Source organism: Mesorhizobium sp. BR1-1-15 (assembly GCF_020165475.1).
In the GTDB taxonomy this organism is placed as follows: domain Bacteria; phylum Pseudomonadota; class Alphaproteobacteria; order Rhizobiales; family Rhizobiaceae; genus Mesorhizobium.
On record NZ_JAIUIF010000003.1, the window covers coordinates 316,236 to 340,674 of the forward strand.

Genomic DNA, 24,439 nt, shown 5'->3' on the forward strand with positions numbered 1-24,439 from the left:
CCGTTGTCTTCACGCTTGTGCTTTCATAGAGGCAGGCCCGTCGCCTTCTCGAAAAGATGGATGTTGCGCGGCTCGACCGAGACCGGCAGGCGGTCGCCCGGCTTCACCTGCATCCGGTCGCGGAAGACGACGCGCACCGTATCGCTGCCGATGGCGCCGTAGACATGGGTTTCGGAGCCCGTCGGCTCGACGACGTCCACCTTGATGGTCATCGCGTCGGCAGCTTCGCCGATGACAAAATGTTCGGGCCGGATGCCGGCCTCCACCGCACCGCCTGTCGGCACCTCTTTGCCGCCAAGCGCAAGCCTTCCGCCGCCGGTCGATTCGAACCAGCTGTTCGTGGCCGTCGTCTTGAGGGACCCGGAAACGAAACTCATCGAGGGCGAGCCGAGAAAGCCGGCAACGAACTTGTTGGCCGGCCGGTCATAGAGCTCCAGTGGCGGCCCGACCTGCTGGATCCGGCCGCGATCCATCACCACGATGCGGTCGGCCATGGTCATGGCCTCGATCTGATCGTGGGTGACGTAGACGACCGTCGATTTCAGTCTCTGGTGCAGCGCTTTGATCTCGGTGCGCATCTGCACCCGCAACTGCGCGTCGAGATTGGACAGAGGTTCGTCGAACAGGAAGACCGAGGGTTCGCGCACGATGGCGCGGCCCATGGCGACGCGCTGGCGCTGGCCGCCCGACAATTGCCGGGGGTAACGGTCGAGATAGGAGAACAGGTTGAGGACGCCGGATGCCTTCTTGACCTTGTCCTCGACCGTGGCGCGGCTCTCGCCGCGGATTTTTGGCCCGAAGCCGATATTGTCGGAGGCCTTGAGATGCGGAAACAGCGCATAGGACTGGAAGACCATGGCGATGTTGCGCTGCTGCGGCGGCAGGTCGTTGGCGCGCACGCCGCCAATGACGAGATCGCCCGAGCTTATCGTTTCCAGTCCGGCCAGCATGCGCAGCAAGGTCGACTTGCCGCAGCCGGACGGGCCGACCAGCACGACAAATTCGCCGCTCTCGATGTCGAGGTCGATATTCTCGAGGATGCTGTGCTGGCCGAAGGATTTCGAAAGGCCGCGGAACTGGACGTCGGTCATGGTCACGCTCCCACTATGTCGTCGATGAACGGCAGGCAGCCGGCGGTCAGGCCGGCATCCACCGGCATCACCACGCCCGTTACGCCGGACGCCCGGTCGGAGGCAAGAAACGCCACGGCTTCCGCCACCTCCGAGGCATTGACGATGCGGCCGAGCGGATATAGCCGCTGGAGCTTGCCGAGAATGTCGGGGTTCTTGGCCAGGCGATGGTCCCAGGCGGCGGTACGGATCGATCCCGGACAGACGACATTGGCGCGAACGCCGCTGCGGCCGAGCTCGACGGCGATCGCCTTGGCATAGGCGTTGATACCGGCTTTGGCGGCGGCATAGGCGGGGTTGCCGAAATGGGCGATGGCGTTGACGGAAGAAATGAAGACGACGCTGCCCGAACCGCGCGCCGCCATCGCCTTGACCAGCGGGTCGGCAAAAGTCATCACGCCGGTCAGGTTGAGGTCGACTTCCTGCCCTATCCTGTCGGTCGTCAATGCGCCGAGCGTCTCCGCGCGCGTCCAGCCGGCATTGTTGATCAGGATGTCGGGCACGCCGTCCTTGTCGAGCACGGCCGCGACGGCTGCCTCGACCGAAACCCGGTCGAGAAGGTTGAAGACATGGCGCGAGGCGAGGTGCGGGCTTGCCAACGCCTCCTCCGATTGATCGCAACCGACCACCCGCGCGCCTCTTCCGGCCAGCAACGCGACGATCGCCGAGCCGAGGCCACCGCCGGCGCCCGTGACAACGACAGTGCGGCCTTCGAATTCGGCTTTCGAAACCACGGCGCTTGCTCCTCCGGCAGTTAGAGCAATTCCAGAAAAGTGTATACGGTTTTCCGTCCGGAATTGCGTCAAAACAAAGAGTTAGAGTGGTTCTCCGTTTTCTGTGAAACGGGGAACTGCTCTAGGTAGATGCCGGCAGGCTAGTGAATGGAATGTAATTAAGCAACACGATAATCTGCTTGCGTGCGGCCAGATCCTCGATAATGTAGGAAAGTCACATAATCCTGCGCCAACATCGGCGTGAGGAGCGCAAAAGCGCGGAACAAAATGGGAGAGATCGGATGAGCATTGCGAAATGGACTGTCGGCTTGATGGCCGGAATGAGCATGCTGGCCTTCGCGGCACAGGCGCAAGCCGGCGAGGTGCGCGTCACCGTCGCCGAATACAGCGCCAAGACCGGCCCCTACTTCGAGGAGGTCAAGAAGGAGTTCGAGGCAAAGAACCCCGGCATCACGGTCAAGTTCGAAGTGGTGCCGTGGGATGTGCTCTTGCAGAAGCTGACCACCGACATCACCGCCGGCACCAATGCGGATCTCTCGATCATCGGCACGCGCTGGCTGATCGACTTCGTGCAGCAGGACGTCGCCGAGCCGCTCGACAGCTACATCACGCCAGACTTCAAGGGCCGTTTCATCGACACGTTCCTGTCGCCTTCGATCATGGACGGCAAGACCTACGGCCTGCCGATCGCCGCTTCGGCGCGCGCCATGTATTACAACAAGGAGCTGTTCGAGAAGGCAGGCATCGCCAAGCCTCCGGCCGATTGGACCGAGCTGCAGGAGGACGCCCGCAAGATCAAGGCGCTGGGGTCCGGCACATTCGGCTTCGGCCTGCAGGGCAAGGAGATCGAGACCGACGTCTACTATTACTATGCGATGTGGTCATACGGCACCGAGATCCTCAACAAGGACGGCACATCGGGCTTGAGCACGCCTGGCGCGCTCGAAGCCGCCAAGCTCTACAAGTCGATGATCGACGAGGGCCTGACGGAGCCCGGCGTCACCTCCAACAACCGTGAGGACGTTCAGAACCTGTTCAAGCAGGGCAAGGTCGGCATGATGATCACCGCACCCTTCCTGTCCAACCAGATCAAGGAAGAGGCGCCGAGCCTGAAATACGGCGTGGCGGCTATACCCGCCGGCCCGACCGGCGAGCGCGGCACCTATGGCGTCACCGATTCCATCATCATGTTCAAGAACTCCAAGAACAAGGACGAGGCCTGGAAACTGCTCGACTTCCTGTTCACCACGGAACAGCGCGCCAAGTTCACGCAAGGCGAGGGCTTCCTGCCGGTGAACAAGGAAGAGGCCAAGATGGACTATTACGTCAACAATGCCGACCTCGCCGCCTTCACCGCGCTTCTGCCCGATGCCCGCTTCGCGCCGGTCATCCCGGGCTGGGAAGAGATCGCCCAGATCACCTCGGACGCGATCCAGAAGATATACCTCGGCGGCGACCCGGAGGCAGGTTTGAAGGATGCGGCGGCGAAGGCCAACGCCGTGCTGAAGAAATAGGGCGTATCTCCCTGCGCCCGTGGCGCGCCCCACTCAGGCGGGGCGCGCCACATCTTTGGTCTCCCGATCCGAAATCCGCATAAGCAGAACCTTCCGATCCCGTGCGCCGAGGTTGCAGGCCAGCCGATGCAAAATCGCTTCTTGCCCTATCTGCTGACCTTGCCCAGCCTGTTCCTGGCGGCAATCGTGATCTTCTGGCCGGTCTGGGACCTGATCCAGATCGCCACGCATGACGTCAACCGCTTCGGCCAGCTGCGCGAATTCAGCGGCCTTGCCAATTTCGCCGCCCTCACCACCGATCCCGATTTCGTCGCGGCACTGTGGCGCACGGGGATATGGACCGTGCTGGTGGTTGGCGGCGCGCTGCTTCTGTCGATCCCGGTCGCGATCATCCTCAACACCGATTTTTACGGCCGCGGCCTTGCCCGCGTCATCATCATGCTGCCCTGGGCGGTGTCGCTGACCATGACGGCGGTGGTCTGGCGCTGGGCGCTGAGCGGCGAAAGCGGCATGCTGAATTCGGCGCTGCTCGGCCTCGGCCTGATCGATCACAATGTCCAATGGCTGGCCAGCGCCGAGACGGCGTTCCCGATGCAGGTGCTGATCGGCATATTGGTGACGGTGCCGTTCACCACGACGATCTTCCTCGGCGGCCTGTCTTCGATTCCGGACGATCTCTACGAGGCCGCCGCGCTCGAAGGAGCGACGCCGGCACAGCAGTTCCGCGAAATCACCTTTCCGCTCCTGAAACCGTTCATCAACATCGCCATCGTGCTCAACACCATCTACGTCTTCAATTCCTTCCCGATCATCTGGGTAATGACGCAGGGCGGGCCGGCCAACTCGACCGACATCCTGGTCACTCACCTCTACAAGCTTGCCTTCCGCATCGGCAAACTGGGGGAGGCTTCCGCCGTGTCGCTGGTGATGTTCGCCATATTGCTGGTCTTCACCATGATCTATGTGCGCCTCGCCATGCGGGAGCAGCGCGTATGAGGAGCAAGCTGAAACGTACCGTCATCGCCTGGCTGCTGCTGGCGCCTTTGATCGTGGTGACGGTCTTCCCCTTCGCGGTGATGTTCCTGACCGCGGTCAAGCCGCGGCAGGAGGTGCTGTCGCCGACATGGTGGCCGAGCGAATTCCGCTGGTCGAATTTTGCCGACATGTGGGTGGCGACCGGCTTCGGCCGGGCGCTCGCCAATTCGCTCTATGTCTCGGTGATCGCCACCGTCGGGGCTATCCTGATCTCCGTGCCGGCGGCCTATGCCATGTCGCGCTTTCGTTTTGCCGGCTACAGCGCCTTCCGCCAGTTCCTGCTGATCTCGCAGATGATCTCGCCGATCGTGCTGGTGCTCGGCCTGTTCCGGTTGATGGCCGCCTGGGGGCTGGTCGAATCGACGACCGCGCTCGGCTTCATCTACATGGCCTTCAACGTCGCCTTCACCGTGTGGATGCTGCAGAGCTATTTCGACACCATCCCGCGCGATCTCGAGGAGGCGGCCTGGATGGAAGGCGCCGGCCGCTGGCTGACGCTGCGCAAAGTGTTTCTGCCGCTCTGCCTGCCGGCCATTGCCGTCACCGCCATCTTCACCTTCATCAACGCCTGGAACGAATTCGTCGTGGCGCTCACCATGCTGCGCAGCCAGGAGAGCTATACGCTGCCGATCCAGGTGTTCTCGCTGGTCGCCGGGCGCTACACCATCGAATGGCATCACGTCATGGCCGCCACGCTGCTGGCGACGTTGCCAGTGGCGATCCTGTTCATCTGGCTGCAGCGCTACCTCGTGCGGGGGCTGGCGCTCGGGGCCGTCAAATAGCAATTCCATTGAAATAGCAATTCCATTGAAAAAGTGTGTGGCGGTTTTCCGTCCGGAATTGCGAGAACGAAGAGTAACCTGTCCACGGAGCTTTCATGCGCATCTTCACCGCCTCGCTGGCGACGGAAACCAACACCTTTTCGCCGGTGCCGACCGACAGGGCATCGTTCGAGATGGCCTTCTATGCCGGGCCGGGCAAGCATCCGGAGACGCCGACGCTGTGCTCCTCGCCGATCGTCGCCCTGCGCCGGCGCGCGGCCGGCGAGGGGCTCGACGTCATCGAGGGCACCGCCACCTGGGCCGAACCCGGCGGCCTGGTGCAGCGGCAGACATACGAGGAGCTGCGCGACGAGATCCTCGCCCAGCTCACGGCGGCACTGCCGGTCGAAGCGGTTATCCTCGGACTGCACGGCGCAATGGTGGCGCAGGGCTATGACGATTGCGAAGGCGACCTTCTCGAACGCGTGCGCGGGATCGTCGGCCCGAAGGTGGTGATCGCCTGCGAGTTCGACCCGCACAGCCACCTGACGCCGAAGCGCGTGGCAGCGTGCGACGTCATGGCTTATTTCCTAGAATTCCCGCACACCGATTTCTACGAACGCGGCGAACATGTCGTCGAGCTTGGCCTCGCCGCGGCGCGTGGCGAGATCAAGCCCGTCATCTCGACCTTCGACTGCCGCATGATCCAGGTGCTGCCGACCAGCCGCGAACCGATGCGCTCCTTCGTCGACCGTATCAAGGCGCTGCACGGCAGGGACGGCGTGCTGTCGGTTTCGGTCATCCATGGCTTCATGGCGGCGGATGTGCCCGAAATGGGCACGCGTATCCTCGTCGTCACCGACAATGACAAGGCCAAGGGCGACGCGCTGGCCGAAACGCTGGGACGCGAGCTCTACGCGATGCGCCAAAAGACGGCGATGACGATGCTGAGCGCCGGCGATGGCATCGATCGGGCGCTGGCGGTGCACGCTGAAAAGCGCGGCAGGCCGGTGGTCATCGCCGACATCTGGGACAATCCGGGCGGCGGCGTGCCGGGTGACGGCACCATCGTGCTGCGGGAGCTTTTGGCCCGCGGCATCGACAATGTCGGCGTGGCGACGATCTGGGATCCGGTCGCCGTGACCTTCTGCCGGGCCGCGGGCGAGGGCGCCGTCATCGACCTGCGTTTCGGCGGCAAGGCCGGTCCCCAGGCCGGCGAGCCGATCGACGCCCGCGTCATGGTGCTGAAAGTTCTCGCCGAAGGTTGGCAGAGCTTCGGGCCGAGCCGGGTGACGCTCGGGCCCGCCGCGTTGATCCGCATCGAGGGCACCGAGGTCGACATCATCCTCAACACCAACCGCACGCAGACCTTCGAACCGGACATTTTTTCCAACATCGGCGTCGATCCGCTGGCCAAGGACATGCTGCTGATCAAATCGACCAACCATTTCTACGCCGGCTTCGAACCGATCGCCGCCGAGATCATCTATCTCTCGGCGCCGAGCGCGTATCCCAGCAATCCGGCGGTGACGGATTACAGGAAACTGAAGCGGGCGATCTGGCCAAGGGTGGCGGATCCGTGGAAGGACAAGGCTCCCCCTTCTTCCCTTGTGGGAGAAGGTGTCGCCGAAGGCGACGGATGAGGGGCGTTCCAGGGAACACCCACGCCTCACTCCGCTGGAACACCCCTCAACCGTCTCGGCGCTGCGCGCCGATCCACCTTCTCCCACAACAAGGGGAGAAGGGAAGGCTCGCCCTACACCAGCCCCCGCTTCACCATCATGGCTTCCGGCGACGGCATCTTGCCGCGAAACGCGGTGTAGAGTTCTTCCGGATCCTTCGAGCCGCCGGCGGCATAGATGTTCTTTCTCAGCCGCTCGGCCAGCGCGGGATTGAAGGGGTCGCCCGTCTCCTCGAAAGCGGCGAAGGCGTCGGCGTCGAGTACTTCCGACCACATGTAGGAATAGTAGCCGGCCGAATAGCCCTCGCCGGCAAAGACATGGCCGAAATGCGGCGTGCGGTGGCGCATCGCGATGGTGTCGGGCATGTCGAGTTTTTCGAGCGTTTCGGCCTCGAAACGAAGTGGCTCCTCAGGCGCGTCGGGCCTTGCATGGAAGGCCATGTCGATCAGCGCCGAGGCGGTGAATTCCACCGTGGCAAAGCCAGCCCCGAAAGTGCGTGCCGCCAGCATCTTGTCGAGCAGAGCCTTCGGCATCGGCTTGCCGGTCTTGACATGCAAAGCGTGCTTTTCCAGCACCGCCGGCACGGTCAGCCAGTGTTCGTAGAGCTGCGAGGGCAGTTCGACGAAATCGCGGCTGACGGAAGTGCCCGACACCGAAGGCCAGGTGACGTCGGTCAGCATGCCGTGCAGGGCATGGCCGAATTCATGGAACAAGGTCTTCGCCTCGTCCACCGACAGCAGCGCCGGCTCGCCCAGGGGCGGCTTGGCGAAATTCATGATGTTGTAGATGATCGGGCTCGCGCCGGGGCCCAGGCGGTAGCCTGATTTCAGTGCGCTCATCCAGGCCCCGGAGCGTTTCGACGGCCGCGCGAAATAGTCGGCCAGGAACAGGCCGCGCTCGCTGCCATCGGCATTCTTCACCACGAACACACGCGCGTCCGGATGCCAGGCGGCAATGCCTTTCCTCTCTTCGAAGGTGATGCCGAACAGTCTTGTCGCGACGTCGAAACAGGCATCGATGATCCGGTCGAGCTGGAGATAGGGCTTCAATTCCGCCTCGTCGAAGGCGAATTTCTCCGCGCGCAGCTTCTCCTGGTAGAAACGCCAATCCCAGGCGGCGAATTTTTCGTTGCTGCCGGCTTCCGCCGCCAGCCGTTCCAGCTCCTTTTGGTCGGCGGCGGCCTTTTCCAACGCCTTTTCCCAGACGGGATCGAGCAGGTCGTGCACCGCCTTGGGCGTCTTGGCCATGGTGTCGTCGAGCTTCAGCGCCGCGAAGGAGCCGTAGCCGAGCAGCTTCGCCTTCTCGGCGCGCAGCTTCAGCATGTCGCGCACCACGGCCGTATTGTCGGTCGCGCCGCCATTCTGGCCGCGCATGGTGAAGGCGCGGAAGGCGATCTCTCGCAAGTCGCGGCGCTCCGAGAAGGTCGAGAACGGCTCGTAGATCGAGCGCGACAAGGTGACGGCGTAGCGGCCTTTCTGGCCGCGCATCTCGGCGGCTTCGGCCATCGAGCTCTTCACGAAATCCGGCAGTCCGGCCAGGTCGGCCTCGTCCAGGAACAGCGCCCAGTCGCGCTCGTCGGCAAGCACGTTCTGGCCGAAGCTGGTGCCGAGCGACGACAGCTCCTCGTTGATCCCTGCCAGCCGCTTCTTGCCCTCGGCGTCGAGTTTCGCGCCCGAGCGGACAAAACCCTTCCAGGTCTCTTCCAGCACCCGCAGCGTCTCGGCATCGAGCTTGAGCGTCTCGCGGCGCTGGTAAAGATCGTCGATGCGGGCAAAGAGCCTTTCATTCATCGAGATCGCCGAGAAATGCCTCGACATTCTTGGCGAGATGTCGCGCTCCAGCGTCTGGATATCCTCGTTGGTGTGGGCCCCGGCGCGGCACCAGAAGATCGACGAGACATGGTCGAGCGCCTCGCCGGCGAGCTCCAGGGCTTGAAGCGTGTTCTCGATGGTCGGCGTATCCTCGTTCGCGGCAATGGCCTCGATCTCGGCCTCATGCGCCTTCAGCGCCGCGTCGAAGACGGGTGCGAACTCGTCGTCGCCAAATCGGGCGAAATCGGGCAGGCCGAGTGGCCCTTGCCACGTGGTCAGCGGATGGGCGGCGAGGTCGACGGCTTTCGTGGCGGGCATGGATTGTCTTTCGGGCTGGCAGGTCGGGAGGGGCTGAAATCACCGATGTAGGGCGCTCGTCCGGCGCGCGCAACAGCGCTGCCGGTCAGTAGGCTTCGCAGCTTTCCGCAAGCGCTTTCTGCGTGCTGGCCGTGATGCGGTCGCCCGCTATGGCGAACGTCTCATGCATCAGCATGTCATTGTCGGGGAAGTCGTAGCAGGCGATCACCGTGGTGACGCCGCCTTCGTTCTTCTCGATCCGGTGTCGGATCGCGGCACCCGCAACCGCACCTTTCCATTCGTCGAGCGAGGCGATGAACTCCTGCTTTCCCTGCACAATGCCGAGGTCATCGAGTTCGATGCGCACATTGTCGGCGAGCAGGTCGGAAAGTTCGGTGCGGTCGGCGACCAGCAGGGCCGAATACCACCGGCTGATGATGGCGCCGTCATCGGCGCGGGCGGCCATTATCGCCATCAGCAGTGCGGCGGCGGTGAACATGACCGGCCGGATGTTCATTGCCTGGCGTGCCGTTTCGGTCACTCCAGCACCGGGCGCTCGAAATCGCCGGTTTCCTTGTTCATCACCCAGAGCTCGCCGGTCGAAATGTCGAACCAGGCACCGTGCAGCGACAGCCGCCCCTTGCCCTCAAGGATCGAGACGCAGGGAAAGGTCCTGAGATTGGCGAGGGAATAGCGGATCGAGATGCGCTCCAGCGCCGTCTGGCGCTCCGTCGCAGTCATGAAGGTGCTGGCCGACACGGTCTCGGCGGCCGGCGCGATCAGGCTCATCCATTTGCCGATGAAATCGCCCGGCGACAGTGGCGCGGAATTGGCGTCGAGCGCGGCACGGATACCGCCGCAGCGGCCATGGCCCATGACAACGATGTTCTTGACCTTGAGGCTCTGCACCGCGAATTCGAGCGCGGCCGAGGTCGAGTGGAACTCGCCGTCCGGCTCGTAAGGCGGCACCAGATTGCCGACATTGCGCAGCACGAAGAGTTCGCCGGGCCCTGCGTCGAAGATCGCCTCGGGAGCCGAGCGGGAATCGCAGCACGCGACGATCATGGTTTCCGGCGCTTGCCCCTCCCGGGCGAGCTCGCGATAGCGGCCGCTCTCGGTGAGATAGCGACCGTTCATGAAATTGCGGTAGCCGGCAAGAAGGTGGTCGGGAAGGTGAGGCATGGGCGGCTTTCCGGGTTGGAGGCGGCAGCTCGTTGCGGTCGAGAAAACGCTCTAGCGGTAAAAGCCCGTCGCGAGCAATGCAGAATTGTGGGGTTGGTGAGAAATGCCCTGCGTCAGGCGCAAAGCTGGGCAATGTTGTCACGCCCAGATGGCGACCGGTATGCCAAAGCCGTCGGTAAGTGGCGGGTCGGGAAACGGCCGTGCCGTGCAGGCGGCGATGCGGCCGGCGATCAGCATCATCGCCGCCGCATCGAGGAAATCGTCAGCGGCCGCACCGCGCGGCGGCGCCTGATCGAGGAAGTCTATGGCATAGCCGTGCCGGCTAAGCAGCGCCTTGCGTTCCGCCATGCCGGCCGGATTGATGCTGCCCTTGACCTTCTTCGGCAGCAGCATGGCCTGCCCGCCGTTGAGCCGACAGAAAGCCACTTCCGGATGCGATTCGAAGACGCGGCCACGCAGTTCGGGCCGCGAGATCAGCAACGTATCGATCTCGCGTATTTTGCCAAAGATGCCGAATGCCTGGATCGAAACGCCGCGCGGCGGATCGGATGTCGTCCTGGCCACGTCGCTCGCCCGGCGGTGCGCGGCGTACCAGGCTTCGATCGAAGTGAACTCGGCGGTATCGGCGTAGAGTGCCGCACGAGAGGGGATCGAGAAGACGCTGGATTGGCGTGGCCCGAGCAGCGACCTGACCTGCGCCTCCGGTCCGCGCCCGCCCTTGCTCGAAAATTCAGGCAGGCCGATCGGCATGTCGACGGCGACGATCGCGTCGTCGGGAACCGCAGCGAGCAGCATGGCGAAGCTGGCGAAAATTTCGACGGAGGGCAATGAGCCGGGTGCACGTCGAACGACGATCCAGCCGGCCTTGCAGCCGTCGACGCCGGCAACAACGACTTCGGCCGATGTCACGCGCGGCGGTCCCGCCCCGGATGCGTGAGACGGCGAAGCTGCACCATCGCCATCGGGTGCGACAGGCTCTGCGCATCGGTTTCGAGCTGCAATTCGTCGCCGCCGCGTTTGGCCGTGCGCGCCAGGATCTCGTAGACCGCCGCCGTCGTCGATTGCAGCGCCTTGATCGCCGGCTGGCCGGAGAGGATGCGCGCCAGGTAGACCGCCGCTGTCAGGTCGCCCAAACCGTTCGGCGGCTTGTCGATGACGCGGTGCTCGGCGAGCAGCGCCTGGCTGCCGTCGAGCAGAAGATTCCCGGTGCCGCCTGAAATCATCGACGGCGCCGAGGTGACCAGCATGGTTGAAGGCCCCGCATGGAGCGCCGCGGCCATCACCGACTTCAGGTCGGGCAACGGCACGCCGGCCATCCATTCCAGCTCATAGCGGTTAGGGGTAGCAATGTCGGCGATCGGCATCAGCCGGTCGCGCATGGCGATCGCCGTCGGCTCCGGCACATAGAGCCCGCCCGAATCGCCCATTACCGGATCGCAGATATAGACGGCGTCGGGCGTCCTCGCCTTGACCGCGGCGACCAGCGAGGCGACGGCTTCGGCCTGGCCGGCCTCGCCGAGATAGCCCGACAGCACCGCCCCGACCTCGCCCAGCCACGGCGCGCGCTCCAGATCGGCCATCAATGCCTTGAACTGATCGAGCGGCGGCACGATGCGGGTCGCGCGCCCATGGCCGGGATGCCAGGGCAGGAGGATTGTCGGCACCGCCCATACCGGGAAACCCAGCGATTCCAGCGCAAAGACGGCGGCGCGATTGCCGACCGAGCCGCGTGCGACATGGCTGGAAATGACGATGACCGCGCGCGGCGCGTCGGCTTGCTCGGTGCTCATTGGAATCCTAACTGCCCCGGGTGAGGAAAAGCACGAGCCAGACCATCAGGCCCAGCGCCAGCAGCAGCCCAATTATCCGGCCAATGCGCGTGCCCCAGACTTCGATCGGATCCGCGCGGTCGGCATCGGCCGCCGCGACGTGGTCGCGAACGGCCTTCGCGGTCCGCGCCGCGAGCGAAGTGGCGGCCGGATCGGTTTCGCGCGCGACGCGCTCGAGGATGCGGCGCGATTCGGTGTCGCTGTCCTGGCGCTGCACCATGATGCTGTCCTGTTTCGTGGCGACCTTACCGCGTTCGCTCCGTCAATTACAGCGCCTTGCGACCGACCGTAACCCCATCGGTAACCGTCTGCGCCGAGGTCGTTTTCTTGCGCGCCGATTGTGGTAATGCTTCGCATGCAACTTCTACCGAGGGGACCGATCATGTTTGCCCAGCGCCTTGCTTTCCCGACATTCCGCACGCTGCCCGCCTTGCTGGTGATGGCCGTCATGCTGCCGCTGCTTGCCGGCTGCGGCTACAACACCATCCCGACGGCGGAGGAGAACGCCAAGGCGGCGTGGAGTGAGGTGCTGAACCAGTATCAACGCCGCGCCGACCTCATCCCCAACCTGGTCGAGACGGTCAAGGGCTACGCCTCGCACGAAAAGGACACGCTTGACGCGGTGGTCGAGGCGCGCGCCAAGGCGACGCAGGTCACGGTAACGCCAGAAACGTTGAAGGATCCCGAAGCCCTCAAGAGGTTCCAGGATGCCCAGGCAGGGCTGACCAGCGCGCTGTCGCGGCTGCTTGCTGTGTCGGAGGCATACCCGGACCTGAAGGCCAACCAGAACTTCCTGGCGCTGCAGGCGCAGCTCGAAGGTACCGAGAACCGCATCGCGGTGGCGCGGCGTGACTACATCCAGGCGGTCAGGGACTACAATCTGACGCTGCGGACCTTCCCCTCGGTGCTGTGGGCGACGTTCTGGTTCCGCGGCAACGAGCCCTTCGCCAATTTCACGGTCGAGGAGGACAAATTGCAGACGCCGAAGGTCGATTTCGGCACGAAACAGGGCGGATGATTGCCGGATTCCGACGTGGTGATCCTGCTCGCCAATGAGGGACGACGCGCCATGTATCGCGTCGCTGTCCTGCTCCTCGTTCTCGTGGTGCCATTTGCGGCCCTCGCCGCCGAGCTCCCGGCGCTGACCGGCCGTGTCGTCGACAATGCAGGCATCATCGATGCGGCGACCAGGGCGGCACTGACGCAGAAGCTTGCCGATTTCGAGACGAAGGGCTCCGATCAGATCGTCGTCGCCACCATTCCCAGTCTCGGCGGCGAGGAGATCGAGCCCTATGCCAACCGGCTGTACCGGTTCTGGAAACTCGGCCAGGCGAAGGAGAACAACGGCGTGCTGCTTCTGGTCGCGCCGAACGACCGCAAGATGCGCATCGAGGTCGGCTACGGGCTGGAAGGCACGCTGACCGACCTGCACACCAAGCTGATCATCGAAAACGACATGGTGCCGGCCTTCCGTGCCGGCGATTTCTCCGGCGGCATCACCAAGGCCGTCGACGACATGATCATGGTGCTCAACGGCAATCCCGAGGAGCTGGAAGCACGCGGCAAGCGCAACCAGCAGGCGCCGTTCAATTCCGACGATTTGTTCTTCGCCATCTTCATCGGCATCTGGGCGCTCATTTTCTTCGGCAGCATAGCGGCCTCGGTGTTGCCGCCGATCTTCGGCCAGAAGATCGGTCCCGGCCGTTACCGCTGGCTCGGCATGACGTTCGAGCCGAGCCGGCGATCGTCAGGTGGCGGCTGGTCGTCAGGTGGCGGCGGCTGGTCGGGCGGCGGCGGCTGGTCCTCGGGCGGTAGCGGCGGTGGTTTCTCCGGCGGTGGGGGCTCTTCCGGCGGCGGCGGCTCTTCGGGAAGCTGGTGAGAGGGATCATGGCGATACGACCGATCAGTCCGCAGGACCATGAACGCATCGCCGGGGCGATCCGCGCCGCCGAATCAAGGACCGACGGCGAAATCTACTGCGTGGTGGCGCATGCCAGCGGCAACTACTTCTTTCCGGCTGCCTTCGTGGCGGCTCTCGCCACGCTGCTGGTCAGCCTCGCCGTCGCCTATGGGCTCGAGGCCTGGTGGCTCACCATCCGCCTGCCGCACTTCGTCATTGCCCAGCTTCTGGCGCTGGCCTGCTTTCTTTTGCTGTTATGGGCCTTTCCGGGGCTGCGCATCCATATGGTGCCGAGACGGCTGCGCTATCAGACCGCGCATGACAACGCACTGAAGCAGTTCCTGGCCCGCAACGTCCACCGCACGACCGCGCGCACCGGCGTGCTGGTCTTCGTCTCGGTCACCGAGCGCTACGCCGAGGTGGTCGCCGATTCAGGCATCGACGCCAAGGTCGGCCAGCATGTCTGGGACGATGTGGTGCGCGAGCTTACCGCACATGCCGGCGACGACCGGCTTGCCGACGGCTTCGTCAAGGCGATCCGATCGGTTGGAGCGGTGCTCGCCGAGCACTTCCCGGTCACGTCGGGCGACACCAACGAGCTCGACGATCATCTGGTCGAGATTTGAGCTCAACCGACAGCCTCGAACGCGCATTGCGCAGGCGATGACGGCCTGTGAGAAAGCGTCCTCCGGACTGCCCGGACTCTTGCATTCGAGCGATGCGGGTTTATGGTTAACAAATCATGAATACGCTGAGCATCGATATCCGCAAAGCCGAATCGCGCGACGCCGCGGCGATCGCCGACGTGCATTTGCAGGCTTGGCGCGGCGCCTATAGCGGCATCATCCCGCACCGCACCCTGACATCGATGATCAACCGTCGCGGCGCCGACTGGTGGGCCAATGCCATCCGCCGCGCCGCCACCGTCCTGGTGATCGAGATTGGCGGCACGGTTGCCGGCTACGCCACGATCGGCAAGAACCGGGCCCGCGAACTCAAGCAGCAGGGCGAGATCTATGAATTGTACCTTCGGCCGGAATATCAGGGCATCGGGCTCGGCAGCCGGCTTTTCAAGGCGGCACGGGCGCGGCTTGCCGACCACGGATTGAAGGGCACGGTGGTGTGGGCGCTGGAAGACAATCAGAACGCGCTCGCCTTCTATTCCGGCGCCGGCGGCCGCGATATCGCCGAAGGCGTCGAGATATTCGAGCAGAAGGCGCTGAAGAAGGTTGCTTTCGTCTGGGAATGACCGGCGAGGAACGATCGCGTAAGCGGCGCGAAGCGCAACCTACGCAATCACGACACTGAAACATCTTCTGCTAATGATTGAACGCATTGAATGCCATTGCGTCTTGCTGGGCGTTCTTGAGCACCATTCGCCGCATTGCACCATTTTGCGCCGCCCGCTATCGGTCTGCCAATCGAGAGAGGGATAAATCATGCGTATTGAAGCCATCGCCACCGGAAAGAATCCGCCCGAGGACGTCAACGTCATCATCGAGGTGCCGATCGGCGGCGAGCCGATCAAATACGAGATGGACAAGGAGGCCGGCACGCTGTTCGTCGACCGTTTCCTGCACACCTCGATGCGCTATCCCGGCAATTACGGCTTCGTTCCGCACACGCTGTCTGGCGACGGCGATCCGATCGACGTGCTGGTCTGCAACACGCGCGCGCTGGTGCCCGGCTGCGTCATCAATGTGCGGCCGATCGGCGTGCTGATCATGGAAGACAATGCCGGCCAGGACGAGAAGGTCATCGCCGTGCCGTCGCCGAAGCTGACGTTGCGTTACGAGAACGTCACCGAATACACGCAGCTGCCCGAGATCACCCGCGATCAGGTGCAGCACTTCTTCGAGCACTACAAGGATCTCGAACCCGGCAAATGGGTCAAGATCGAGGGCTGGCACGATTCCAAATACGCCAAGAAGATGATCGTCGACGCGATCGAGCGGGCCAAGGCAAGCAAGTAGGCCGGCAAGTAGGCCGGCAAGTCGCCTCAGTTCGGCGCGGCCAGCGCCTTCTCGATCTGCGGCAACAGCAGCGTCCGAGCCGTCTCGGCCGTCAGCGGGCCGACATGCTTGTAGGCTATTTTGCCGTCCTTGCCGATGACGAAGGTTTCCGGCACGCCATAGACGCCCCAGTCGATCGCCGTGCGGCCGGCCTCGTCGACGCCGATCGCCTGGAACGGATTGCCGAGATCGCCGAGGAATCGGCGGGCGTTTTCCGGCCGGTCCTTGTAGTTCAGCGCCGCCATGGTGAAGCGCCTGTCCTGCGCCAGCCCCAAAAGCACCGGGTGCTCTTCGCGGCAAGGCGCGCACCATGAGGCGAAGACGTTGACCAGCGTCACCTTGCCGGCAAACGATTTCGAATCGAGTCCCGGCAGGTTCGTGCCGTCCAGCGGGGGCAGGTTGGTCGGCGGCGCCGGCAGGCCGATCAGCGCCGACGGCACCTCCGAAGTGTCGCGCCCCGACAGGAGCTGCGCCAGGAACAGCCCCGCCAGCCCGAGGAAGACCAGCAGCGGCAACAGCACGAACAGGCGGCGCCGGGCCGGCGCCGGCGTTGGCATATCCGTGCTCATGACACGCGCTCCCCGCCCTTGTCGGAGCGTCGGCGCACGCCCGCCGCCTCGAGTTCGGCCAGTTCGCGCTTGCGGGCCCGTTGATCGAGCAGGATCCAGCCAATCAGCCCGGCCAGCGCAATCGCCGTGACGGCATAGGCGGCGGTGACGTAGAGCGCATGCGGGCTCATGCCGTCCACCTCGTCGGCATGCCGCCCGCCAATTCGATCCTTCCGCCGTGCTCGATCATGCCTTCCCTTAGCCCCGCGCCGGTGACCGCGCAATTGGCCGCCGCGCCGCAGCCCTTGCCGGTCATGGCCGCCTCAATCCGTGCCATGGCGCAGCGCCAGCGCCGCCGCCAGCGGTCCGAGCACGGCAAGAAACAACGTCAGCGCGGCAAGAATGAGGAAAGGTTGCAGGAACGGATCGGGATTGGCCGTCGCGCCATAACTCGCCGAAACCCCGAAGATCAGCACCGGGATGGTCAGCGGCAGCACCAGCACCGAAATCAGGAGCCCGCCGCGCGGCAGCGCCACCGCCACCGCCGCGCCGACGGCGCCGATGAAGGTGATCGCCGGCGTGCCGACCAGCAGCGTAAGCGCCGTGGCGCCGATGGCGACCGGCTCCATGTTCATGAACAGGCCGAGCAGGGGCGCGGCGACCACCAGCGGCAGCACGCTGCCCGCCCAATGCGCCAGGCATTTGGTGAGCACCGTCAGCGCCAGCATGTGGCGGTCGTTGCCAAGCACCAGGAGATCGAGCGAGCCGTCCTCGCGGTCGGCCTGGAACAACCGGTCGAGGCCGAGCAGGCAAGAGAGCAGTGCTCCGATCCACAGGATCGCCGGGCCGATGCGGGCTAGCAGTCTCAGGTCCGGCCCGACGCCGAAGGGAATGGTGGCGATCACGGCGAGGAAGAAGATCACGCCCGTCAGCGCCCCGCCGCCGGCCCGAATCGAAAGGCGGATATCGCGGAGGAGGAGGGCTAGCATGATATGAGATACTCGCGCTTGAGCGCCCCCCTCTGTCCTGCCGGACATCTCCCCCTCGAGGGGGGAGATTGGCAGCTTCGGTGGCGCGCCAATCTTTCAACCGTTGTAATTGGCGAAAGCCAAGCTGGCAGCCGATCTCCCCCCTCGAGGGGGAGATGTCCGGCAGGACAGAGGGGGGCGCCGTAGAGTGCCGTCATCAAAAGGCCTGCCCCATCCTCAACGTCTGCGCCCCCTCGATCCCGAGCGGCAGATGCGTTGCCGCGACGATCATCCCACCATCCGCACAATGCCCCCTCATCAATCCCGCGAATCGCGCCTCCGAATCCCTGTCCAGACCCGCCGTCGGCTCGTCGAGCAGCCAGATCGGTCGGTGGCTGACCAGCAGTTTCGCAATCGCCGCGCGTCGTCTTTGCCCGGTCGAGAGATAGCCGAACGGCAGATGGCCGATGCCGCCCAGTCCGACCGTCTCCAGCGCCTCCTCGACGCCGAAGGATCCACCGCCGTTGAAGTCGCGCCAGAAGCGCAGGTTTTCCGTCACGCTGAGCGCCGTTTTCATTGCGTTCTGATGGCCGAGATAGTGGCAGGCCGAAGCGATCGACGGAAATTCATCGCCGCCGCCCTCGATCAGCAAATTGCCTTCAGCCTTCGGCAGCAGTCCGGCGACGATCCTGAGCAAGGTCGATTTGCCTGATCCGTTCGGCCCGGTGACGACAAGCGCCTGGCCTTGATCGAGCTCAAAGCCAATGCCCGAAAACACCGTCTCGCCGCCGCGTTCGCCGCCCAGATTTTCGGCGATAAGCCGCATCCCTCGCCCGCCCTGAAACAATCCGCCTCGGCCCCTGCCGCATCGCACAAATTTGCTTTTTAACTGTCTAGAACTATTCCAGAAAATTCTCTATATGCGGTGCATCCGTGCCAGCGGTCGGCGCGGGAACAGAACTAGCGCCGAACCAGCGCACGCGCCGCCTTGAACGGCTCGGGTTGCTTGGGAGCGGACAGCGGAAATGGCCGTACCCGCACCTTTGCGCGTGATTGCATGCCATCGGCGTCCGTTCCCTTTCAGGCTGAACAGACAAGGACGGATCGCACGTGTCAAAATCCCTCGACAGTTTCAATTGCCGCCGCACGCTGAAAGCGGGCGACGCCGAATATACCTATTTCGACCTCGTCGAGGCCGAGAAGAACGGGCTCACCGGCATCGCCCAATTGCCTTATTCGATGAAGGTTCTGCTGGAGAACCTTCTGCGCAACGAGGACGGCCGCTCCGTCACCAAGGACTCGATCAAGGCCGTCGCCGGCTGGCTGACCGACAAGGGGACGGCCGGCGTCGAGATTGCCTATCGCCCTGCCCGCGTCCTGATGCAGGATTTCACCGGCGTTCCGGCGGTGGTCGACCTGGCGGCGATGCGCGACGCCATGGCCTCGCTCGGCGGCGACCCGCAAAAGATCAACCCGCTGGTGCCGGTCGACCTCGTCATCGACCATTCCGTCATTGTCGACGAGTTCGGCTCGCCGATGGCCTTCGCGCGCAATGTCGAGCTCGAATATGAGCGCAACGAGGAACGCTACAAGTTCCTGAAATGGGGCCAGCAGGCGTTCCGCAATTTCCGCGTCGTGCCACCCGGTACCGGCATCTGCCATCAGGTCAACCTCGAATATCTCGGCCAGGTGGTGTGGACCAACACCGAGGACGGCGAAACATCAGCCTATCCCGACACCTGCGTCGGTACCGATTCGCACACCACCATGATCAACGGCCTCGGCGTACTCGGCTGGGGCGTCGGCGGCATCGAAGCCGAGGCGGCCATGCTCGGCCAGCCCGTCTCCATGCTTTTGCCCGAGGTCATCGGCTTCCGCCTCACCGGCAAGCTGAAGGAGGGCGTCACCGCCACCGACCTCGTGCTCACCGTCACCCAGATGCTGCGCAAGAAGGGCGTCGTCGGCAAGTTCGTCGAATTCTTCGGCCCCGGTCTCTCCAACATGACGCTGGCCGACCGCGCCACCATCGGCAATATGGCGCCTGAATATGGCGCCACCTGCGGCTTCTTCCCGGTCGATAGCGAGACCATCCGCTATCTCACAATGTCGGGCCGCGAGGAAAGCCGCATCGCGCTGGTCGAAGCCTACTCCAAGGCGCAAGGCATGTGGCGTGACGCAGGCTCCGCCGACCCGGTCTTCACCGACTTGCTGGACCTCGATCTCGGCGACGTCGTGCCGTCGATGGCCGGCCCGAAGCGCCCAGAGGGCCGCGTCGCGCTGGAAGGCATCCCGGCCGGCTTCGTCAAGGCTATGGACACCGAATACAAGAAGGCGGCTGAAATCTCGAAGCGCTACGCCGTCGAAGGCACCGGCCATGATCTCGGCCATGGCGACGTCGTCATCGCCGCCATCACCTCCTGCACCAACACCTCGAACCCGAGCGTGCTGATCGGCGCCGGCCTGCTCGCCCGCAACGCCAATCGCCTCGGCCTCAAGCAGAAGCCCTGGGTGAAGACCTCGCTGGCGCCGGGCAGCCAGGTGGTCGCCGAATATCTCGAGAAATCCGGCCTGCAGAAGGAGCTCGACCAGATCGGCTTCAACCTGGTCGGCTTCGGCTGCACCACCTGCATCGGCAATTCCGGCCCGCTGCCGGCGCCGATCTCCAAGACCATCAACGATAAGGGTCTGATTGCCGCCGCGGTGCTTTCCGGCAACCGCAACTTCGAGGGCCGTGTCTCGCCCGACGTGCAGGCCAACTATCTCGCCTCGCCGCCGCTGGTCGTGGCGCACGCGCTGGCCGGCACGGTGACGAAAGACTTGACTACCGAGCCGCTCGGCGAGGACAGGAACGGCAAGCCGGTCTACCTCAAGGATATCTGGCCGAGCTCGGCGGAAATCCAGGAATTCATCGAGAAGAACGTGACGCGCGAGCTGTTCGCCCGCAAATATGCCGACGTCTTCAAGGGCGATGAGAACTGGCAGAACGTCAAGGCGCCGGAAGGCCAGACCTATGCCTGGGACGACAATTCCACCTATGTGCAGAACCCGCCCTATTTCGCCGGCATGACCACGGGCTTCGGCAAGATCGGCGACATCAAGGGCGCCCGCGTGCTGGGCTTGTTCGGCGACAAGATCACCACCGACCACATTTCGCCAGCGGGCTCGATCAAGGCCGCCTCGCCGGCCGGCAAATACCTTACCGAGCATGGCGTCGGCGTTGCCGACTTCAACCAGTACGGCACGCGCCGCGGCAACCATGAGGTGATGATGCGCGGCACCTTCGCCAACATCCGCATCCGCAACCACATGCTGGGCGAGAACGGCAGGGAAGGCGGCTACACCATCCATTACCCGTCGAAGGAAGAGGAATCGATCTACGACGCGGCGATGCAATACAAGAAGGAAGGCGTGCCGCTGGTCATCTTCGCCGGCGTCGAATACGGCAACGGCTCGTCGCGCGACTGGGCGGCCAAGGGAACGAATCTCCTTGGTGTCCGCGCGGTCATCGCCCAGTCCTTCGAGCGCATCCACCGCTCCAACCTGGTCGGCATGGGCGTCATCCCCTTCGTCTTCGAGGAAGGCACCTCATGGGCTTCGCTCAACCTGAAAGGGGATGAGCTGGTCGAGATCGACGGCCTGGACGCCCTCAAGCCGCGCCAGAAGATGGAAGCCAGGATCACCTATGGCGACGGCACGGTGAAGAAGGTGCCGATCATTTGCCGCATCGATACGCTTGACGAACTCGACTACTTCAAGAACGGCGGCATTTTGCAGTACGTGTTGCGCGATCTTGCCGCGTAGCGGCAAGGGAGTAGGGCTTAGGCAGTAATAGGACCTACTGCCTACTGCCTCGCTGTGGCGCGCCGTAGCGCGCCGCGGCGGCCAGCAGCACGCCCAGCATCAGCCCGTTGAGCAGGTGCCAGAGGAAGTGCGTGCCGAGCGGGAAGCTGGTGCAGACCAGCGGATCGACCATGCGGCAGATGACCGACAGCACGAAGATCGCCGATCCGGCCAGATTATACCAGCCGGCGCGATTGCCGCTGGCCGTCACCCAGACACCGAAGAAGGCGAGCGCCAGGAACGGCGGCAGGTAGCCTGTGGTGCCGTTCGACGCCTGGCGCAGCCAATCCGGCACGGCCAGAGTTATCGCTCCGACAACGGCATAGAAAACGACGAAGATCGCGATCGCCTTGCCCCATTCCAGGCGCAGGAAGCGGCGCAGGTTGAACAGCGTGTAGGCCAGCGTGAAGCCGGCGATCGGCACCACGTCGGCCCAGACCGTTCCCTTGGTGGCGAAGATGTGAAAGATCGTCGAGCCGACGCCGATCGCCACCACCCACCAGGCCAGGACCTCGGCGAAAATGCCGGTCCTGCATCGCCGCACTTCGCGGACGCCCCATAGTCCCGCGGCAATGAAAGCCAGGTTGGTCAAAGCATTCACCGGCTCGGCCCAAAGTTCAGGACCCGTTCGCTCGCAATAAAGATCGACTGGAGCCAGGAAACTTTGCCACATGATGATGATCCCGCCCCCGAATCGAACCGCCGGTTGAAATGCAGTGGCTTCTCCTATTGCCGCCCTACCCAGGCTTGCAATGGCAAAATTTCACCGCAACGTGACTTCCCGTTGACTTCCGGTTCTGCCACATATTTCAGCCAATCAAAACAAAGCCGGCATCACCGGCGGGAATTGGAATGGTCATGGCCTCGCGTAGATCATTGTGGCTGGCAGCGGTCGCGCTGGCCTTCTCGGCGTTTGCCGGTGCCGGGCACGCCGGCGAGTCCGGCAGGCTCCTGGCCGACAAGCCCCAGGGCGACAGGCCCGTGGGCGTGGTCGAGCTGTTCACCAGCCAAGGCTGCAGTTCCTGCCCGCCTGCCGACGCCTTCTTCTCCGAACTTGCCGCGAGGCAGGATCTTGTCGCGCTCTCCTATCACGTCGGCTACTGGGATTATCTCGGCTGGCGGGACACGCTGAGCAGCAAGGAAAACACCGAGCGGCAATATGAGTATATGCGAGCCTTCGGCAACCGCTCAGTCTATACGCCGCAGGCGGTCATCAACGGCCGGGTCCATGTGAACGGCGCCAATCGCGGCGAGGTCGATGGCCAACTCGCCCGCATGGCAAGGATCGGCGAAGACATGCGGGTCGCCATCAAGGTCAGCCGGACCAGCGACCGCGTCATGATCGATGCCGGCGATGGCGGGACCGGTCCCAGCGATGCTCATGTCGTCATCGTCTATTTCGAGCCGCCGCAGACGGTCACGATCGGCCAGGGCGAGAACACGGGCCGCAAGATGACCTATTGGAACGCGGTGACCGGCATCCAGACAGCGGGCATCTGGCACGGCAAGGCGCAGCGCTACGAATTGCCGATGAGTGAGATTTCCAAGAAGGGCGGCTGCGCCGTGCTTTTGCAGTCCGTCGGCAAGGATGGCCTGCCAGGGCCCATCCTGGGCGCCGCCTTCATTCATCGCCCCGGTTCCGATGCGCCGTTCGATCGAAGGCTCTGAAGCGCGCCGCCGAAAACGGGAAATGAGGCGACGCTGTCGGTCTCCATTCATGCCTGTCGACCAAACGGAATCGCGTTCGAGTGACCTGCCTCAATGGCCGGTCAGGCGATCAGCGAAAGCGGCGAGGCGCGACGTCCGCCCCAGGCCGTTTGCCTCCCGCCGGTCGGCGATGCGGTAGAGCTGGTACATGGCGTGTACGCCGAGCCAGCGCAGCGGCTCCGGCTCCCATTTCTTCACCGTGCGGTTGACCCAAGGCAACCGGGTCAGCTCCGTGTCATGTCCGAGCACCAGGTCGCGCAAGGTGCGGCCGGACAGGTTCGAACTGGAAACGCCGAGCCCGACATAGCCGCCGGCCCAGCCCATGCCGCTTTCGCGATCGAAGCCGCACGTCGTGCACCAGTCGCGCGGCACGCCGAGCGTGCCGCACCAGGCATGGTCGAGCCGCACGCCTTTGGTCTGCGGCAGCAGCCTGGTCAGGATCTCGTGCAGCTGGTCGATGGTCGCCTGTTGTGTCTTGCCGCGCGTGTCGGTGCGCGATCCGAAGCGGTAGGGCACGCCCCGGCCGCCCATGGCGATCCGGCCTTCCCGCGTGCGCTGCGCATAGCAGTAGGTATGCGCGGCATCGCCCAGCACCTCGTAGCCGCTCCAGCCGATTTCGTCCCAGAGCTTCTGCGGCAGCTTCTCGGTCACCACGATGGCGCTGTTCAGCGGCAGCCAGAGACGCTCGTAGCCGGCAATGCCGGCGGTGAAGCCCTCGGTGGCGCGCACAATCTTTTCGGCGCGCACGACGCCGCGGTCGGTGGTGACCTTGCCCTTCTCGAGCGCCAGCACCTGCGTCTGTTCGTAGATGGCGACGCCGAGCCGCGCGACCGCCGCCGCCAGACCCTGCACCAGCTTGGCCGGCTGCACGCGCGCGACGTCGCGCACGACGAAGGCGCCCAATACATTGTCGATGGCGATGCGCTCGCGCGCTTCCTGCGCACCGAGGAAGGCCAGCCGCTCGGGCGGCATTTCCCAGTGCCGGGCCTCTTCGTACTCGGCTTTGGCGCGCTCAAGCTGCGCGGCGTTTGTGGCGACGGTGATGTTGTCGACGCGGCGGATATCGGCGTCGATCCCTTCGGCAGCGGCAATCGCGATCACCTCGTCGACCGTGCCGGACATGGCGCGCTGCATGTCGATCACCGCCCCGCGCGAGGAGGTTTTTGCATATTTCTCGCGCGACCAGCTGAAGCCGCCGGACAGCCATCCGCCATTGCGGCCCGAGGCACCGAAGCCGGCGAACTCCTTTTCGACGATGGCGATGCGCAGCGCGGGCTCCGCCTTCTTCAGATAGTAGGCCGTCCACAGTCCGGTATAGCCGGCGCCGACGATGCAGACATCGGCCTCGATGTCGCCGGGCAAGGGTGGGCGGCTGGCCGGCGGGCCACCTATGTCGGCATACCAGAACGACACGTCGCCATTGCGCTGGGCTTGCATCTTGTGATCCGTTCTCCGTGCGATTCCAGGAAAAGTGTGGAGCGGTTTCCCG

General features: G+C 64.2%; 26 protein-coding genes. 11 read left to right on the forward strand and 15 right to left on the reverse strand.

The genetic code is table 11. The features are described from left to right. Positions 1 to 23: 23 nt before the first annotated feature. Together LB541_RS07755 and LB541_RS07760 are read right to left on the reverse strand one after the other, a co-directional pair. The gene (locus LB541_RS07755; protein ID WP_224618132.1) at positions 24 to 1,091 is read right to left on the reverse strand and encodes an ABC transporter ATP-binding protein; all 1,068 of its coding nucleotides are present in this window, start codon (positions 1,089 to 1,091) and stop codon (positions 24 to 26) included. Between the two features lie 2 nt (positions 1,092 to 1,093). Next, positions 1,094 to 1,864 (reverse strand): SDR family oxidoreductase, encoded by a 771-nt coding sequence (locus LB541_RS07760; RefSeq protein ID WP_140580197.1) that lies wholly within the window; start codon positions 1,862 to 1,864, stop codon positions 1,094 to 1,096. A 281-nt stretch (positions 1,865 to 2,145) separates the two neighbouring features. On the opposite strand from LB541_RS07760, the gene LB541_RS07765 reads away from it, so the two are divergent. The 4 genes from LB541_RS07765 to LB541_RS07780 all read left to right on the forward strand — a co-directional run bounded on the left by LB541_RS07765 (position 2,146) and on the right by LB541_RS07780 (position 6,817). Further along, positions 2,146 to 3,378: an ABC transporter substrate-binding protein gene (locus LB541_RS07765; protein ID WP_224618133.1), complete on the forward strand. Its 1,233-nt coding sequence runs from the start codon at positions 2,146 to 2,148 to the stop codon at positions 3,376 to 3,378. A gap of 126 nt (positions 3,379 to 3,504) precedes the next feature. Then, positions 3,505 to 4,374 (forward strand): carbohydrate ABC transporter permease, encoded by an 870-nt coding sequence (locus LB541_RS07770; protein WP_140580199.1) that lies wholly within the window; start codon positions 3,505 to 3,507, stop codon positions 4,372 to 4,374. Next, positions 4,371 to 5,195, forward strand: coding sequence for a carbohydrate ABC transporter permease (locus LB541_RS07775; protein WP_140580200.1), 825 nt, complete (start codon positions 4,371 to 4,373; stop codon positions 5,193 to 5,195). The genes LB541_RS07770 and LB541_RS07775 overlap by 4 nt, the downstream gene beginning before the upstream one ends. Positions 5,196 to 5,290: 95 nt before the next feature. Then, positions 5,291 to 6,817 (forward strand): M81 family metallopeptidase, encoded by a 1,527-nt coding sequence (locus LB541_RS07780; protein WP_140492494.1) that lies wholly within the window; start codon positions 5,291 to 5,293, stop codon positions 6,815 to 6,817. Positions 6,818 to 6,930: 113 nt separating this feature from the next. Here the strand turns inward: LB541_RS07780 and LB541_RS07785 are convergent, their stop codons facing one another. The 6 genes from LB541_RS07785 to LB541_RS07810 form a co-directional block, all read right to left on the reverse strand. Further along, positions 6,931 to 8,985, reverse strand: coding sequence for a M3 family metallopeptidase (locus LB541_RS07785; protein WP_224618134.1), 2,055 nt, complete (start codon positions 8,983 to 8,985; stop codon positions 6,931 to 6,933). Positions 8,986 to 9,070: 85 nt separating this feature from the next. Next, on the reverse strand, positions 9,071 to 9,505 hold the full coding sequence (locus LB541_RS07790) for a nuclear transport factor 2 family protein (protein ID WP_140492488.1): 435 nt from the start codon (positions 9,503 to 9,505) through the stop codon (positions 9,071 to 9,073). Next, positions 9,502 to 10,146 carry a carbonic anhydrase gene (locus LB541_RS07795; protein ID WP_140492485.1) on the reverse strand — a complete coding sequence of 215 codons (645 nt, stop codon included), beginning with the start codon at positions 10,144 to 10,146 and terminating at the stop codon, positions 9,502 to 9,504. Before LB541_RS07795 ends, LB541_RS07790 begins: the two co-directional genes overlap by 4 nt. A 138-nt stretch (positions 10,147 to 10,284) precedes the next feature. After that, positions 10,285 to 11,055, reverse strand: coding sequence for a DUF429 domain-containing protein (locus tag LB541_RS07800; protein WP_140524621.1), 771 nt, complete (start codon positions 11,053 to 11,055; stop codon positions 10,285 to 10,287). After that, positions 11,052 to 11,936 carry a pyridoxal kinase PdxY gene (gene pdxY, locus LB541_RS07805; protein WP_140514004.1) on the reverse strand — a complete coding sequence of 295 codons (885 nt, stop codon included), beginning with the start codon at positions 11,934 to 11,936 and terminating at the stop codon, positions 11,052 to 11,054. The genes LB541_RS07800 and pdxY overlap by 4 nt, the downstream gene beginning before the upstream one ends. 7 nt (positions 11,937 to 11,943) lie before the next feature. After that, positions 11,944 to 12,195: a hypothetical protein gene (locus LB541_RS07810; protein ID WP_140492477.1), complete on the reverse strand. Its 252-nt coding sequence runs from the start codon at positions 12,193 to 12,195 to the stop codon at positions 11,944 to 11,946. Positions 12,196 to 12,357: 162 nt separating this feature from the next. On the opposite strand from LB541_RS07810, the gene LB541_RS07815 reads away from it, so the two are divergent. The 5 genes from LB541_RS07815 to ppa all read left to right on the forward strand — a co-directional run bounded on the left by LB541_RS07815 (position 12,358) and on the right by ppa (position 15,848). Next, entirely contained in the window at positions 12,358 to 12,993 is a 636-nt protein-coding gene (locus LB541_RS07815) for a LemA family protein (RefSeq protein ID WP_140514006.1), read from the forward strand. Positions 12,994 to 13,044: 51 nt separating this feature from the next. Next, a complete protein-coding gene (locus LB541_RS07820; protein ID WP_181165206.1) occupies positions 13,045 to 13,854 on the forward strand; it encodes a TPM domain-containing protein in 810 nt (269 codons plus the stop codon). A gap of 8 nt (positions 13,855 to 13,862) precedes the next feature. Next, on the forward strand, positions 13,863 to 14,501 hold the full coding sequence (locus LB541_RS07825; RefSeq protein ID WP_140514007.1) for a TPM domain-containing protein: 639 nt from the start codon (positions 13,863 to 13,865) through the stop codon (positions 14,499 to 14,501). 116 nt (positions 14,502 to 14,617) lie between these two features. Next, entirely contained in the window at positions 14,618 to 15,124 is a 507-nt protein-coding gene (locus LB541_RS07830; protein ID WP_140492466.1) for a GNAT family N-acetyltransferase, read from the forward strand. A 190-nt stretch (positions 15,125 to 15,314) separates the two neighbouring features. Further along, entirely contained in the window at positions 15,315 to 15,848 is a 534-nt protein-coding gene (ppa, locus tag LB541_RS07835; RefSeq protein WP_140492463.1) for an inorganic diphosphatase, read from the forward strand. A gap of 26 nt (positions 15,849 to 15,874) precedes the next feature. Here ppa and LB541_RS07840 read toward each other — a convergent pair whose 3' ends face one another. The 5 genes from LB541_RS07840 to ccmA form a co-directional block, all read right to left on the reverse strand. Further along, positions 15,875 to 16,456: a DsbE family thiol:disulfide interchange protein gene (locus tag LB541_RS07840; RefSeq protein WP_140492460.1), complete on the reverse strand. Its 582-nt coding sequence runs from the start codon at positions 16,454 to 16,456 to the stop codon at positions 15,875 to 15,877. Beyond that, positions 16,453 to 16,626 carry a heme exporter protein CcmD gene (ccmD, locus tag LB541_RS07845; protein ID WP_140492264.1) on the reverse strand — a complete coding sequence of 58 codons (174 nt, stop codon included), beginning with the start codon at positions 16,624 to 16,626 and terminating at the stop codon, positions 16,453 to 16,455. The genes LB541_RS07840 and ccmD overlap by 4 nt, the downstream gene beginning before the upstream one ends. Further along, positions 16,623 to 16,772, reverse strand: a complete 150-nt coding sequence (locus LB541_RS07850; protein ID WP_181170857.1) for a hypothetical protein — start codon at positions 16,770 to 16,772, stop codon at positions 16,623 to 16,625. Before LB541_RS07850 ends, ccmD begins: the two co-directional genes overlap by 4 nt. Continuing rightward, entirely contained in the window at positions 16,759 to 17,424 is a 666-nt protein-coding gene (gene ccmB / locus LB541_RS07855) for a heme exporter protein CcmB (protein ID WP_140492261.1), read from the reverse strand. Before ccmB ends, LB541_RS07850 begins: the two co-directional genes overlap by 14 nt. A gap of 196 nt (positions 17,425 to 17,620) precedes the next feature. Next, positions 17,621 to 18,229 (reverse strand): heme ABC exporter ATP-binding protein CcmA, encoded by a 609-nt coding sequence (gene ccmA / locus LB541_RS07860; RefSeq protein ID WP_140554796.1) that lies wholly within the window; start codon positions 18,227 to 18,229, stop codon positions 17,621 to 17,623. Between the two features lie 284 nt (positions 18,230 to 18,513). Here ccmA and acnA point away from each other — a divergent pair, with 284 nt between their 5' ends. After that, positions 18,514 to 21,204 carry an aconitate hydratase AcnA gene (gene acnA / locus LB541_RS07865; protein ID WP_224618135.1) on the forward strand — a complete coding sequence of 897 codons (2,691 nt, stop codon included), beginning with the start codon at positions 18,514 to 18,516 and terminating at the stop codon, positions 21,202 to 21,204. 34 nt (positions 21,205 to 21,238) lie between these two features. On the opposite strand, the gene LB541_RS07870 is transcribed toward acnA, so the two are convergent. Continuing rightward, positions 21,239 to 21,916, reverse strand: a complete 678-nt coding sequence (locus LB541_RS07870; RefSeq protein WP_140559230.1) for a ceramidase domain-containing protein — start codon at positions 21,914 to 21,916, stop codon at positions 21,239 to 21,241. A gap of 179 nt (positions 21,917 to 22,095) precedes the next feature. On the opposite strand from LB541_RS07870, the gene LB541_RS07875 reads away from it, so the two are divergent. Continuing rightward, a complete protein-coding gene (locus tag LB541_RS07875; RefSeq protein WP_224618136.1) occupies positions 22,096 to 22,911 on the forward strand; it encodes a DUF1223 domain-containing protein in 816 nt (271 codons plus the stop codon). A gap of 90 nt (positions 22,912 to 23,001) precedes the next feature. Here the strand turns inward: LB541_RS07875 and LB541_RS07880 are convergent, their stop codons facing one another. Beyond that, a complete protein-coding gene (locus LB541_RS07880; RefSeq protein WP_140625375.1) occupies positions 23,002 to 24,387 on the reverse strand; it encodes an NAD(P)/FAD-dependent oxidoreductase in 1,386 nt (461 codons plus the stop codon). Positions 24,388 to 24,439 lie beyond the last annotated feature (52 nt).